This window comes from Clostridium polyendosporum, from assembly GCF_018332455.1.
In the GTDB taxonomy this organism is placed as follows: domain Bacteria; phylum Bacillota; class Clostridia; order Clostridiales; family Clostridiaceae; genus Clostridium_AY; species Clostridium_AY polyendosporum.
Map to the genome: position 1 here is coordinate 143,070 of NZ_BOPZ01000006.1, position 12,980 is coordinate 156,049.

12 protein-coding genes and 2 pseudogenes are annotated in these 12,980 nt (G+C 33.3%); 7 read left to right on the top strand and 7 right to left on the bottom strand.

Translation table 11 applies throughout. From position 1 onward, the window contains the following. Window positions 1–201: 201 nt before the first annotated feature. Complete coding sequence (locus CPJCM30710_RS05535) at window positions 202–504, top strand: Rossmann-fold NAD(P)-binding domain-containing protein (RefSeq protein ID WP_246503469.1); 303 nt, start codon at window positions 202–204, stop codon at window positions 502–504. Continuing rightward, the gene (locus CPJCM30710_RS05540) at window positions 479–1,249 is read left to right on the top strand and encodes a zinc-binding metallopeptidase family protein (protein ID WP_212903176.1); all 771 of its coding nucleotides are present in this window, start codon (window positions 479–481) and stop codon (window positions 1,247–1,249) included. Before CPJCM30710_RS05535 ends, CPJCM30710_RS05540 begins: the two co-directional genes overlap by 26 nt. A gap of 107 nt (window positions 1,250–1,356) precedes the next feature. Here CPJCM30710_RS05540 and CPJCM30710_RS05545 read toward each other — a convergent pair whose 3' ends face one another. After that, window positions 1,357–1,596 (bottom strand): hypothetical protein, encoded by a 240-nt coding sequence (locus CPJCM30710_RS05545; RefSeq protein ID WP_212903177.1) that lies wholly within the window; start codon window positions 1,594–1,596, stop codon window positions 1,357–1,359. 434 nt (window positions 1,597–2,030) lie between these two features. Here CPJCM30710_RS05545 and CPJCM30710_RS18025 point away from each other — a divergent pair, with 434 nt between their 5' ends. Next, entirely contained in the window at window positions 2,031–2,201 is a 171-nt protein-coding gene (locus CPJCM30710_RS18025; RefSeq protein ID WP_281413955.1) for a P-II family nitrogen regulator, read from the top strand. 95 nt (window positions 2,202–2,296) lie between these two features. After that, window positions 2,297–3,559, top strand: coding sequence for an ammonium transporter (locus CPJCM30710_RS05555; RefSeq protein ID WP_212903178.1), 1,263 nt, complete (start codon window positions 2,297–2,299; stop codon window positions 3,557–3,559). Window positions 3,560–3,691: 132 nt separating this feature from the next. On the opposite strand, the gene CPJCM30710_RS05560 is transcribed toward CPJCM30710_RS05555, so the two are convergent. Together CPJCM30710_RS05560 and CPJCM30710_RS05565 are read right to left on the bottom strand one after the other, a co-directional pair. Further along, on the bottom strand, window positions 3,692–4,045 hold the full coding sequence (locus CPJCM30710_RS05560) for a DUF6514 family protein (RefSeq protein ID WP_212903179.1): 354 nt from the start codon (window positions 4,043–4,045) through the stop codon (window positions 3,692–3,694). A gap of 469 nt (window positions 4,046–4,514) precedes the next feature. After that, window positions 4,515–4,961: a hypothetical protein gene (locus tag CPJCM30710_RS05565; RefSeq protein ID WP_246503470.1), complete on the bottom strand. Its 447-nt coding sequence runs from the start codon at window positions 4,959–4,961 to the stop codon at window positions 4,515–4,517. A 545-nt stretch (window positions 4,962–5,506) separates the two neighbouring features. On the opposite strand from CPJCM30710_RS05565, the gene CPJCM30710_RS18030 reads away from it, so the two are divergent. Further along, window positions 5,507–8,260 carry a peptidase G2 autoproteolytic cleavage domain-containing protein gene (locus CPJCM30710_RS18030; protein ID WP_212903180.1) on the top strand — a complete coding sequence of 918 codons (2,754 nt, stop codon included), beginning with the start codon at window positions 5,507–5,509 and terminating at the stop codon, window positions 8,258–8,260. 347 nt (window positions 8,261–8,607) lie between these two features. Here CPJCM30710_RS18030 and CPJCM30710_RS05575 read toward each other — a convergent pair whose 3' ends face one another. Further along, on the bottom strand, window positions 8,608–9,492 hold the full coding sequence (locus CPJCM30710_RS05575; protein ID WP_212903181.1) for a LysR family transcriptional regulator: 885 nt from the start codon (window positions 9,490–9,492) through the stop codon (window positions 8,608–8,610). Between the two features lie 225 nt (window positions 9,493–9,717). Here CPJCM30710_RS05575 and CPJCM30710_RS05580 point away from each other — a divergent pair, with 225 nt between their 5' ends. Next, the gene (locus CPJCM30710_RS05580) at window positions 9,718–10,539 is read left to right on the top strand and encodes a nitroreductase family protein (RefSeq protein WP_212903182.1); all 822 of its coding nucleotides are present in this window, start codon (window positions 9,718–9,720) and stop codon (window positions 10,537–10,539) included. 136 nt (window positions 10,540–10,675) lie between these two features. Here CPJCM30710_RS05580 and CPJCM30710_RS17800 read toward each other — a convergent pair whose 3' ends face one another. From CPJCM30710_RS17800 to CPJCM30710_RS05585, 3 genes and pseudogenes are all read right to left on the bottom strand, one after another. After that, window positions 10,676–10,834 carry a DUF6514 family protein gene (locus CPJCM30710_RS17800; RefSeq protein ID WP_407644975.1) on the bottom strand — a complete coding sequence of 53 codons (159 nt, stop codon included), beginning with the start codon at window positions 10,832–10,834 and terminating at the stop codon, window positions 10,676–10,678. 24 nt (window positions 10,835–10,858) lie between these two features. Beyond that, window positions 10,859–10,990, bottom strand: a pseudogene (locus CPJCM30710_RS17805) (cupin domain-containing protein); the annotation flags it as partial. 34 nt (window positions 10,991–11,024) lie between these two features. After that, window positions 11,025–11,792 carry an SDR family oxidoreductase gene (locus CPJCM30710_RS05585; protein WP_212903183.1) on the bottom strand — a complete coding sequence of 256 codons (768 nt, stop codon included), beginning with the start codon at window positions 11,790–11,792 and terminating at the stop codon, window positions 11,025–11,027. Window positions 11,793–11,966: 174 nt separating this feature from the next. On the opposite strand from CPJCM30710_RS05585, the pseudogene CPJCM30710_RS17810 reads away from it, so the two are divergent. Next, a pseudogene (locus CPJCM30710_RS17810) lies at window positions 11,967–12,143 on the top strand (transposase); the annotation flags it as partial. Between the last annotated feature and the right edge of the window lie 837 nt (window positions 12,144–12,980).

The window sequence follows — 12,980 nt, forward strand, 5'->3', positions numbered from 1 at the left end:
ATTTTCATAAATTTAACAAATTAATTAAAAAATATTTACGGGGTAGAAAAATGAAGCGAATTCTATTAATCCCCGTTAGGGCGTGTGGTGATAGTCACGCTTTTTTGTTTTATAAACTTTATTTTCATATAATCGTGACACTTAGAAGTATTTATTACATAATATATATTATTATAAGCAATACAAATGAGGTGAGTTTTAGTGAGGAAATTAGCACTGTTTTCATATAATTATGGTGATGAAAAGATGAAACAACTTGAGGAATTAAGTTATGAGATAATAATTAAAAAAGAGAGAGGGTTACGTTATACAGAAGAATTTGAGAATGTAGAAGTTCTGGTAACATATGACCCCTTTAATACATTAGATATTTCAAAAATGAAAAACTTAAAATGGATTCAGTTATTAAGTATTGGGTTTGATCAAGTGCCTAAAGACATAGTAAAAAATAATAATATCAAGGTCACTAACAATAAAAATGGTTATATATTACTTTGTTCATAATATTTCTGTAAAAGAAGTTATAGAAATATTAAAACAAAAAGGGGAAGAAGCCTTTAATAATGCTATAAATTATTTAAATAGTGAATATGAAAAGTATTGTTATAAAGTGAAAAAATACTTTACAAAACTTCCATGGAAGTCTAAAGTAATAACTTTTGATCAGCTTTATAATGAAGTGAAGATAAAGCTTGGAGATAAATTAGATGAAGAAATAAATACTATAACTAAAGAGCTTAAAACAAAAGGAAGCGATGCTAGAGAAATATGCTTAAAAATTGTTGAAAGAGTAAAGGAGCTTAGTGAGGATAAAGATCCTGTTATTATACTTTTCTTTTCTCCTCCATACTGCCCACACAACACTTTAAAGTCTAGCGATAGCGAGGAAGATATGCTATTCAAGTCCCTTGAAGTTGTTTTGAAGGATTTTGCAGCATTAGAAAATATGAAAGACTTTAAGATACTAAGATTTTTCCAAAGTTTATCTGACAGCAGTTATCTGAAGGTAGATGACGACTATGAATCCATAGATATGCTAATTAACAACTTTCCTAACTGGGAAAAGATATATAACATCCCTATAAAAGAAATTAAGAATCTAAATATACCCGCTGTGAATTTCGGAACCTATGGGAAAGATGCTCACAAATGGACAGAACGTGTATACAAGCCATATACCTTTGAAACACTACCAAGACTTATTGTATATGCTATAAAGAGATTTCTAGGCAATTCCTTAGAGGAGTGAAGGTTATCGGTAATCTGCATGAAAGATGAAGTGAGGTTATGCCACCTGCTGCAAATAAAGTGACATAACTAAAATTGCAGATTATAAAAGCAAAAGAATCGCAATAATTATTCTTTTGCTTTTATATAGATTTCAGATGCATTGTCAAGCGCTTGAACTGCCTGTTTTGTAGGCATATTTTTTAATATAGGTGCACACTTATTACAAAGCACACTTCCTTTACCGTGAAAAACATCACTGCTTCTTATATCACTACGTGGGTTGCCGAATATTGGCACATTGCATAACTCACATCTTTGATGTTTCTCAGATTTGCCGTGGGTTGATGTACTACTTTGATCATTCATAATATTACCTCCATCACACGCAAGTTTATTATATTTTATGCAAATTCAGATTTAATAATCTGGAAAAATACAATAAATTAGGTAGAAAAATAAAAAAGATTAAGACGCAATCCAAGTATAGGTCGAAACAAAAGAACGCCTTTTAAAGTGTTCTTATTTTTTGCAATTATTTATCTTAAATAAGTTATTCGTAAATGAGTAAAAGCTTTAAAATTTATAGACAAAAATATAGAAGGCACGGAGAAGATAGGAGAGCAGAATGCAGAATAGACTAAGAAAACAAAGGCAAACATCAATTGCTTTAGCTACTTTTGTAATTCATATAATTCGACTTTAATACTAAAATATTTGTATTTACAAATAAAGTATAGACTTAACAAAATCATTCATTAAAATTTACGAGGCTTTAAAAAAGTACATTTGGAGGAATATAATTGATTTTGTTGAAGCACAATATCGATAAGGATGATGTAGTAAGTACGCTGGTTACTAAGTTAAGGGGAGGTGTTTCTACAGGGCATATTGGAGATAGTAAAATATTTATCTACAATGTGGAAGATGCTTTAAGGATCAGAACTGGTGAAACAGGAGAAGCAGCTATATAGAATAGAGATTGAGCAAAATTTGCACAATTAAGTGAAGATTAATCAAAAGCAATATTAAAATTTATTGTAGATCAGTAGATCAATGGAGGGAAAAAATGCAGGAATTAAGTATAGGAGATTCAAGTTATCTTTTTACATGTACAGTTTTAGTTATGCTTATGACGCCAGGATTGGCATTGTTTTATAGTGGAATGGTAAGGAGCAAGAATGTATTAAGCACAACCATGCACAGCTACGTTACTATGGGTATAGTATCAATTCAGTGGATTTTAATAGGTTATACCTTAGCTTTTGGTGGAGATTATGCAGGAATTATAGGTGGATTAAACTTCCTTGGTTTAAAGGGTGTAGGAATTGCTCCAAATGCAGATTATGCTGCAACAATACCTCATTCATTATTCATGATGTTCCAGCTTATGTTTGCAATCATAGCGCCAGCTCTTATATCAGGAGCTTATGCAGAAAGATTTAAATTTTCAGCGTTCTTATTGTTTACTTTACTATGGACAACTCTTGTATATGACCCAGTAGCTCACTGGGTTTGGGGTGTTGGAGGTTGGTTGAGAAATTTAGGTGCTTTGGACTTTGCTGGTGGAAATGTTGTACACATAAGTTCAGGTGTATCTGGTCTTGTAGTAGCTCTTGTAGTAGGAAAGAGAAAATCCTTAAGATCTATCAGACCACATAATTTGCCATTAACTATGCTTGGTGTTGGACTATTATGGTTTGGATGGTTTGGATTTAACGCAGGTAGTGCTTTAGCTTTAAACGATGTTGCAATGAATGCATTTATAACAACAAATACAGCAGCAGCAGCAGCAGGATTATCTTGGATGTTTGCAGAATGGATAGTAAGCAAAAAGCCAACAGCTCTTGGCTTTGGTAGCGGTGTTGTAGCAGGATTAGTTGCTATTACTCCTGCAGCAGGTTTTGTAACTCCAGTGTCAGCAATATGGATAGGTTTGGGTGGTGGAGTAATCTGTTACTTCTCAGTTAACTTCATGAAGAAGAAATTTGGATATGATGATGCATTAGATGCTTTTGGATGTCACGGTATAGGCGGAACCTGGGGGGCGATAGCTACAGGATTATTTGCTACTAAGGCAGTAAACTCTGCTGGAGCAGATGGATTATTCTATGGCAACCCTCATCAGTTATTAGTGCAGATAATCAGTATTGGAGCTACTTATATCTATGCTATAGTTGCTACATTTGTAATTCTAATGGCTATTAAACTTGTTATGAAGTTAAGAGCAACTAATGAAGAAGAAGCATTAGGCTTAGATGTATCACAGCATGGTGAAACTGGTTATGGACAGCTTACTTTAGAAGGATCAGAAGGTGGAATGGGCGTATAAATAGTAGCTATAATTATATGAGAATAATATAGATTTTTTTGTAACTTGAATAAAATATAATTTGGATCTAATTAAAAAATGACAAAGGGTAATAATCCTTTGTCATTTTTTAATTAAGGTATCTATACATTATTAATTAGCTGTTCTAGCTAAAGCAACGTCAAAGTCTATAACATATGTATCCACGTACTCGCCTAATATATCTATCAAGTGTCTTGGAGATACTCCATTATCATATATCATTTTTAATAAATTGTGTACTCTATGTCTTTGTGGACTTATTGAAGCTATGGCTTCTATTTCAGTATTTATTAAATTACCATTGCTGATATCATGTCTCTCAACTTCTATTCCGTAAGTTTGGACTTTCATTTTGTCCTCACCTATTGGAAATCTCTGTTCGTTCCTTACTAATTTATAAAAATACTTATAATTAACTTCATTTTGAATTTCGTTTCTAGTTAATAAGAGTTCTACAATTTTCATTTAAATATCCCCCTATAAAATATCATTTGGAACTAAGTGGTCCTAAATTAATTTATTTCAAATAACACATTTAATTCACTGTCTTTAACCTATAAAAATAATATCACTTTATTAAAAAGAAATATGTCACTTTTTATAACTTAATAAAAATAAATTATCCCTTTGAAATGACACAATTACTCATACTGAGCTGATTTCATAAATCAGCAATTGTAAGGGTTGGTAGTCATTTACATATATTATGAAATATATTACATTTATTACGAATTATTTGTCGAATAACAAAGGTTATTGACTGTGTTTTTTTAAATTTTATTATTTGTAGAATTTTTTTATTAGGTCCTGTTAGACTAAATTGTTGATATATACAAACTAACACAGGTAGTCCAATTGCAAATTGAATTTGAAATTGGACTACCTGATAATACATAAGTTAGGAATACTATGTACCTAATATTGAAATAAATCACTATATTTTCGCAAAGGGGCATACTTTTCTACAAATATTACATGAATATACAATTCCTCCACCATCAGTTACTGGGGCACATATTTCTCTACATTTTTTTTGATTTACTGTAATTCCATCTAACGCAGATTGAGGACATGATTTTAAACAAATATTACGGCTTTTTGGACACAAATTTTTTACTAAATCATCTTCAGTTAACTCTGCATTAGTTAATATTGCTCCAAGGTAGAGCCTATTACCATATCTTTGATTTATTAATAAAGTATTTTTACCAATCCATCCAATACCAGATGCTTGGGCCAAGTGTTTTAGTGATAATATTCCTCTACCATGCCTATTTTGTGAATCCCAATATTCATAAGGTTCATCTGATGGAATAGGAATTGCCTTATAACCTTCTGATTCAATATTTAAAGTAAGTTGAATAGAAATATTATCTAACAATTCAACAAACTTATTTTTAACAAATGTATAAGGAACAATCGAATATTTTGGAAAACGTGCTATCCATCTCCACCTTAAGAAGATGGAGTGTTTCGCATGAGAAAAAGATAAAAGAATTTTATTATACTAGCTACGAACCAGTTGTTCGGAGATTTGAATCCTCTCCGCCGCACCATAAAAAACTCGGTAATTTCTATAGTTACCGGGTTTAATTTTTTATAATTTATTACTATGATTGTTTAGATAGAGTTATGTATAAAAAGTTTATATAGACCTAAAAGAAAAATAAACATGATTCTTTAGGTATAACAATTTACAAGACCCATTCGTGAGTCTTGTATTTTTGCACATATCCTTAGCCATTTTACTGTCACAGATTGATATCTGGAACCATCCCAAGTTGTTGTGCAATTTTGTTAGTGTAACATAAACCTATAATTATATTTAATTGATAGTTAAAGTTTTCAATAAAGAAATATAGTATTGTTTGTCTAAAAGATGAATATTGTATATTGTTGCTAGTATTCATATAAGGAGCTGAAAACATGAAAGTAGAGTTTGTAGTAAATGCAGGGGGTGCACCGTCTATTCAAGAAGGGCCTATTACAAGCAGACCTTTAGCGGGTATGAAAGGTAGGCTTTTTTTAGATACTAACCAACGCATTCTTTATCGAGATAACGGAAGTCAGTGGCTACAGTTACAATTAGGGCCACAAGGACCAGTAGGACCAAAGGGAGATACTGGCGAAGTAGGATCAATGGGACCAGTAGGACCACAAGGGTTAACAGGACCACAAGGATTAACAGGACCACAAGGACCAGTAGGACCAAAGGGAGATACTGGCGAAGTAGGACCAATGGGACCAGTAGGACCACAAGGGTTAACAGGACCACAAGGACCACAAGGATTAACAGGACCACAAGGACCAGCAGGACCACAAGGACCAGTAGGTCCAAAGGGAGATACTGGCGAAGTAGGACCAATGGGACCAGTAGGACCACAAGGGCCAAAGGGAGATGCTGGCGAAGTAGGACCAGTGGGACCAGTAGGACCACAAGGACCACAAGGATTAACAGGACCACAAGGACCAGTAGGACCAAAGGGAGATACTGGTGAAGTAGGACCAATGGGACCAGTAGGACCACAAGGGTTAACAGGACCACAAGGACCACAAGGATTAACAGGGCCACAAGGACCAGTAGGACCAAAGGGAGATACTGGCGAAGTAGGACCAATGGGACCACAAGGACCACAAGGGCCAAAAGGAGATACAGGTGAAATAGGGCCACAAGGACCAGTAGGACCAAAAGGAGATACTGGCGAAGTAGGACCACAAGGGTTAACAGGACCACAAGGACCAGCAGGACCAAAGGGAGATACTGGCGAAGTAGGACCACAAGGGTTAACAGGACCACAAGGACCAGCAGGACCAAAAGGAGATACTGGCGAAGTAGGACCACAAGGGTTAACAGGACCACAAGGACCAGCAGGACCAAAGGGAGATACTGGCGAAGTAGGACCACAAGGGTTAACAGGACCACAAGGGTCAAAGGGAGATACAGGTGAAGTAGGGCCACAAGGACCAGTAGGACCAATGGGACCACCTTTTATCCCAGGTTGTAATACGAATTCTATAGGCTCATGTTCTTTGGCAGAAGGCAATTCTACAACAGCAAGTGGATACTCATCTCATGCAGAAGGTGATTCTACAACAGCAAGTGGAACGGCTTCTCACACAGAAGGTTATTTTACAACAGCAGGTGGATTGGCTTCTCATGCAGAAGGCAATTCTACAACAGCAAGTGGAGATGTTTCTCATGCAGAAGGCAATTCTACAATAGCAAGTGGATACTCTTCTCATGCAGAAGGTGATATTACAACAGCAAGTGGAGATATTTCTCATGCAGAAGGTAGGTATACAACAGCAAGTGGACGGTATTCTCATGCAGAAGGCAATTCTACAACAGCAAGTGGATACTCTTCTCATGCAGAAGGTGATTTTACAACAGCAAGTGGAGATATTTCTCATGCAGAAGGTAGGTATGCAACAGCAAGTGGAAATATTTCTCATGCAGAAGGTCAATCCACCCTAGCAGCGAATGGTACTTTATATAAAATAAATGGATTTGACAATACTGCAAAAACTATAACATTAGATAATATTACGGGATTAGTTGTTGGAGATAGTTTAATTATTAAAATAACAGATAGCTTAGCACAAACCGTAGTTATAGCTGCAATTAATGGTACTGTTGTTACTTTAGATACAACAGCTACTATATATAGTAGTTGGGTTTATGCAATAAAAAGATCTAATTCGCAATATGCGTGTCATGCAGAGGGAGTTAATACAATAGCAAGTGGACCTCACTCTCATGCTGAAGGCGATTCTACAGTAGCAAGTGGAAGTTCTTCCCATGCTGAAGCTTCTTACACAGTAGCAAATGGAGATAACTCACATGCAGAAGGCATGAGCACAATAGCAAGTGGATTTTGTTCACATGCCGAAGGTAGGTATACAACAGCAAGTGCAGACTCTTCTCATGCAGAAGGTGCTAACACAGTAGCAAGTGGAGTTGTTTCTCATGCCGAAGGTGTATATACAAGCACTAATAATTTTTCGGGTTCTCATATTATGGGTGCGTTTGGAGATGCCGATAATAATTATTCATGGTTCTTGGCAAATGGTAATTTTAGTGCAAAAGGATTAGCTGCTAAAATTTTATACGATGGAAGGGGTTTTGCAGACGTTGGTTGGTTTGGCGGTGGTGCTGATTATGCGGAAATGTTCGAAACAATTGATGAACAACCTATTGAAGTTGGACATTTTGTTACTTTAGAAGGTGATAAAATAAGAAAAGCTAATAGTAATGATGATTATATATTAGGTATCACAAGTGCTGCATCTTCTTTCGTTGGAGATAGTGGTGAATTACGGTGGAAAAATAAATTTATAATAGATGAATGGGGTAGGGTACAATACCATGAGGTTATAATTCCAGAAGTAAAAGATAAAGATGGTAATGTAGTTATTTCAGAACATACGGAAACACAACCAATTTTGAATCCTGAGTGGGACAATAAGAGGGAATATATCCCACGATTAAAACGTCCCGAATGGGTTACAGTTGGTTTGATGGGAAAACTTCTTCTTCGGGATGATGGAACTTGTTTGGAAGGTAGATATTGTAAGCCTAATGACGAAGGTATTGCAACTGCTTCGAATAAGGGTTATAGAGTTATGAAACGTACTAGAGCAAATCAAATATTAGTCTTCTTTAATGGAAATAGATTATAGGAAAATATCGCGGGGTCATCTTAATTGTGATGGCTCTGTTTGTTTTTATGTTTAAAGATTATTGGAGTTAAAACCAAAATAAATGCTGTAAAATTATAAAAGCTAACGGCACATCTAAATACCGTGATTAGCAATGTAAAATATATTATTGTACTAGAAGATGTTTGTTATTAATATAATTCTTTTTTAAAATACATTTCTTAAACAAAGGCTTAATTTAAAGTTAATCGCACTACATCTTTTTTTATTTGTCTATAATCAGCAATCAGCACATGTGGAGACAGTGGTGAAGATAGTAAAGATAGTAAAGAAATAGGCTGAGATCAAAGGATTTTAAGTAAATATTTCTAACTGTTAGAAGCTAATGATATTACGTAGTCTCTAAATTTCTTTGCTACAGGGGATATATAAGAATCCTTTAGCCAGCCCATATAAATAGTTCTATATCCAATGTTTTCTTTTATTTTTATAATAGAAACCGTACTTGTGTTAATAAGAGGAGCATTAGGAACTATAGTAATACCAGCACCAGCAGCGACTAATCCTCCAAGCATACTAACTTCATTAGGTTGTATGGAAATCTTGGGAGTATAACCCATAAGTTCAGAATAAGAAAGCATCATATCTTTATATCCTTCAGAAAATACAATAAAGGATTCATCTTTTAAGTCTTTTAAAGAAACTTCTGTTTGATTTGAAAGAGGATGACTTTTTGGAACAATCAAAACGTATTCTTCTTTTTTTACTGGTATTGATTTAATTTCAGTATGTTTATGAATATCATCAATGTTGTCATAAAACCCCAAGTCTATTTTACCATCTTTTAAATCATTTAATATTTCAGGTGTAGATTCATGATTAAATTGAAATTTAGTACAGGGGCAGCTGTTTAAAAAACCACTAATTATAAAAGGCATAAAGTATGTTCCAATGCAGTAGGTAGATGCAATAGAAATAATCCCTTTATCAGGGTTTGCCATGGCTTGTAATTCCCGAATTCCTTTTTCCACCTCTAACAGAGCTATATTAGCATGCTTTAAAAAAGCTTCGCCAAAAGAGGTAAGTTTAACATTACGGCCATTTCTTTCAAATAAAGATACATTTAATTCTGCTTCTAATTTAGAAATTGCTTTGCTTAAAGCAGGTTGAGTTACCGATACTAAAGCTGCAGCAGCGGTAAAGTTTTCGGTTTCAGCTACTTTTCTAAAATATTCTAATTGCTGTAAATTCATGTTCATACTCCTTGTAATATAAAAATAGTGCTTATCTATAACTTTTGGTTATAGAAGTGTGAATATTAGTAATTAGACATAATTAATAAGATAATGATATAATCCTAGTGTATCAGCGAATATATAAATAATTGCATAAGTTTATTATAAAAACTATTATAAATTTTATTTATATATAAGTCAAAAGTATATTAAATAAAAGCCTTTTAAGGAGTTGATTATATTATGATGAATGTAAATACTGAAAAGTGTATTGGTTGTGGACTATGTGTTAAGGATTGCTTTCTAAGAGATATTGAAATAATTGGTGGTAAAGCTAAGATTAATAATAAAAGCTGTATTAAATGCGGACATTGTATTGCTGTATGTCCTAAAGATGCAGTATCAACAGATGAGTACAACATGGAAGATGTGAAAAATTATAATAAAGAAGAGTTTTTAGTTGATGCTGATAATCTTCTAAATTTTATTAAATTCAGAAGAACTGTAAGACAATTTAAAGATAAAGAAGTAGAAGAAGAGAAGATTTCTAAAATTATAGAAGCTGGTAGATACACTCAAACTGGTAGCAACCTGCAAGATGTGTCTTATATAGTAGTAAGGGAAGGACTACAAGAATTAAAAGCTTTAACATTAGAAAGTTTAAAGAAATTAGGAGAAGATTTACTAGCCAATCTAACTCCACAGACTATGATGTTTAAAAGATACGCAGAGATGTGGATGAGAATGTATGAAGACTTTAATTTAAATCCTAATGAAAATGATAGGCTATTCTTTAATGCACCAGCAGTAATAATAGTTACGGCTAATTCAGATGTAAATGGTGCATTAGCTTCTTCAAATATGGAACTTATGACAAATGCTTTAGGGCTTGGCACACTCTTTAGCGGATTTTTGGTAAGAGCCGCACAAGACAACAAAAAAATTATGGATTTTCTAGGAGTAAAGGAAGGTAAAAAAATTGTAACATGCATGGTAATTGGATATCCTGATGTGAAATATTTTAGAACTGTACCAAGAAAAAAAGCAGATATAAGTTGGAAATAAAGTCATCGAGGAAAAGGCAGAGCATTCATTGATTTTTGAAAGTAAAGTAGGTAAGATTAACATTGAATATTCTAATTAAAAAATGACAAAGGGTAATACTCCTTTGTCATTTTTTAATTAGGGTATCTATATATTATTAATTAACTGTTCTAGCTAAAGCAACGTCAAAGTCTATAACATATGTATCCACATACTCGCCTAATATATCTATCAAGTGTCTTGGAGATACTCCATTATCATATATCATTTTTAATAAATTGTGTACTTTATGTCTTTGTGGACTTATTGAAGCTATGGCTTCTTATAGAAGGCTGTTTTTATAGACTTTTCTTTGAAAATCCAGGTTATATTTACTACTACCCATTTTAACAAGTCCTTGATCTTCTTCAATACGTGTGAATTGATCAATGTTGGGATGAATCTCTAAACCTGCGTCTTCTGGGCTTAATATCTAGCTTTTTTCTATAAAATATTAGATGTTATTTCTAAACTGCTGTCCATCCTCCATCTACATTTAGAATTTGTCCTGTTGTATAGCTTGAAGCATCAGAAGCTAAATAAACAATTGCACCGTCTAATTCACCTTCACGCCCAAATCTCCCCATAGGGCAGAAAGTTTTAACTACTGGAGAAAATTCTGCATCATCCACAAGCTCAGCAGTCATTTCGCTTTCAAAATAACCAGGGCCGATAGCATTTACAGTAATATTATATTTTGCCCACTCAGTTGCTAAAGCTTTTGTAAACATAAGCACACCACCCTTTACAGAACAATAAGCTGTAAGTGGCATATAAGTAGATGCAACACTACTGTTTATTGAGCCTATATTTATAATTTTTCCATAATTATTCTCAATCATAATCTTTCCAACTTCGCGTGAAAAATAAAATACACTGTTTAAATCTACATTAACCATTGTTTCCCAAAGTTCATCTGATTGCTTTTCAGCAGGAGCATCTAAAGCGATAGCTGCATTATTTACTAAAATATCAATTTTACCGAAATGTTCTTTTATCTTAGCAACGGTTTCTTTAATTTCATCTACTTTTGCTACATCACATTTTAGAGATACGCATTTAACTCCAAGTGCTTCTATTTCTGCTTTAACTTGATTTAATTTTTCAAGTCTTCTTGCAACAATTGCTATATCAGCACCTTGTCTAGCAAGAGCCTTTGCGAATTGAACTCCGAGTCCTGAAGAAGCTCCTGTAACTAGAGCAACTTTACCACTTAAATCAAACATATTAATCATAATTATATCCTTCCTCTATAAATAAATTTTTTTTAAAATTATTTTTTAAGTTTGTGATTATTGTAATTATATACCCAAATTCATAATAATTTCATATTATACCATTTTAGGGTAGAATAGCATACCTGACCTTTTAAAAAAACAAAAACTTAGTGCAAAAAACTAATATTTTTTAAAAAAAGTTATATCTGTAAATCGTGCCGAAAGACTTTTACTGACTTTATACGCTTACCACATCATAATAGTAAGAAGGATATTAAAAAGTGGATACTCTATGTTAGATGTATGATAAATGGCTATTCAATAAGGAAATGTGCAAAGATAGTTGATATTAGCATACCTACATCATTTAACAATGATTCACTCCATTCCTATCTGGCTTGCAGCAATAAGTGTATTTCTAATATAGGGAGTTAAGATACCTAAATGCTCCATAGGTAAGACAAACATACTATAACCTTTTTGAGTATGCACGTGTCATAAATAGTGGAGAGGATACAGCCCCTGTGATTAGAAAGATGTTTAGATATGTAGACTTTGTATATGAATATTTGAAACTAAATTAACTATATAGTATCAGTAAAAGTGGAGAGTTATAATTTTTAAAAAGTTATCTTTACAGTAGAGAAGGGAATAATATTAGATATTATCATAATTATATTAGTATTTTTTGTTCTTCTATTTTGAAATTATAGTTATTTTAATATGTTAATAGATGCATTAATTCGCGCTAAGTCTAGTTGTAATAATCAGGTTTCTCGTATAAATCTACCTAGCGTATCACTAATAGGATAGCTGACAATAAACGAGGAAAAAAGATAAATATCGAGATATTTTGATAATACGATATAAAAGCACTTTTTTGTTATTAGTTTATGTGATAAGATAGTTGATGTCGCTGCGGTGAGCAAGCGATAAAGAAGTCAACAACAAAGTGTTGACAACAGCTTTAGATGTGATAAGATATCACTTGTCGGTTCAACTCGGCAAACTAAAAGTAGTTTCTCTATAGATGTCAATTGAACTTTAAAAATTATAAAAAAGGTTGTTGACAGAGAAACGAAAAGCTGATAAGATAGTCAAGCAGTCAGTTGATGACATGCAAAAATAACTTGGTCTTTGAAAATTAAACAGAGGAAATTAAGTACAGCAATTCTTTTGAGAGCATAGAGATTAAACTTTTAAATT

Excerpts from the sequence above, each read along its gene's own strand:
- CPJCM30710_RS05540 (WP_212903176.1), top strand. The coding sequence starts at position 479 with ATGGTTATATATTACTTTGTTCATAATATTTCTGTAAAAGAAGTTATA.
- CPJCM30710_RS05545 (WP_212903177.1), bottom strand. The coding sequence starts at position 1,596 with ATGAATGATCAAAGTAGTACATCAACCCACGGCAAATCTGAGAAACAT.
- CPJCM30710_RS05555 (WP_212903178.1), top strand. The coding sequence starts at position 2,297 with ATGCAGGAATTAAGTATAGGAGATTCAAGTTATCTTTTTACATGTACA.
- CPJCM30710_RS05560 (WP_212903179.1), bottom strand. The coding sequence starts at position 4,045 with ATGAAAATTGTAGAACTCTTATTAACTAGAAACGAAATTCAAAATGAA.
- CPJCM30710_RS18030 (WP_212903180.1), top strand. The coding sequence starts at position 5,507 with ATGAAAGTAGAGTTTGTAGTAAATGCAGGGGGTGCACCGTCTATTCAA.
- CPJCM30710_RS05575 (WP_212903181.1), bottom strand. The coding sequence starts at position 9,492 with ATGAATTTACAGCAATTAGAATATTTTAGAAAAGTAGCTGAAACCGAA.
- CPJCM30710_RS05580 (WP_212903182.1), top strand. The coding sequence starts at position 9,718 with ATGATGAATGTAAATACTGAAAAGTGTATTGGTTGTGGACTATGTGTT.
- CPJCM30710_RS05585 (WP_212903183.1), bottom strand. The coding sequence starts at position 11,792 with ATGATTAATATGTTTGATTTAAGTGGTAAAGTTGCTCTAGTTACAGGA.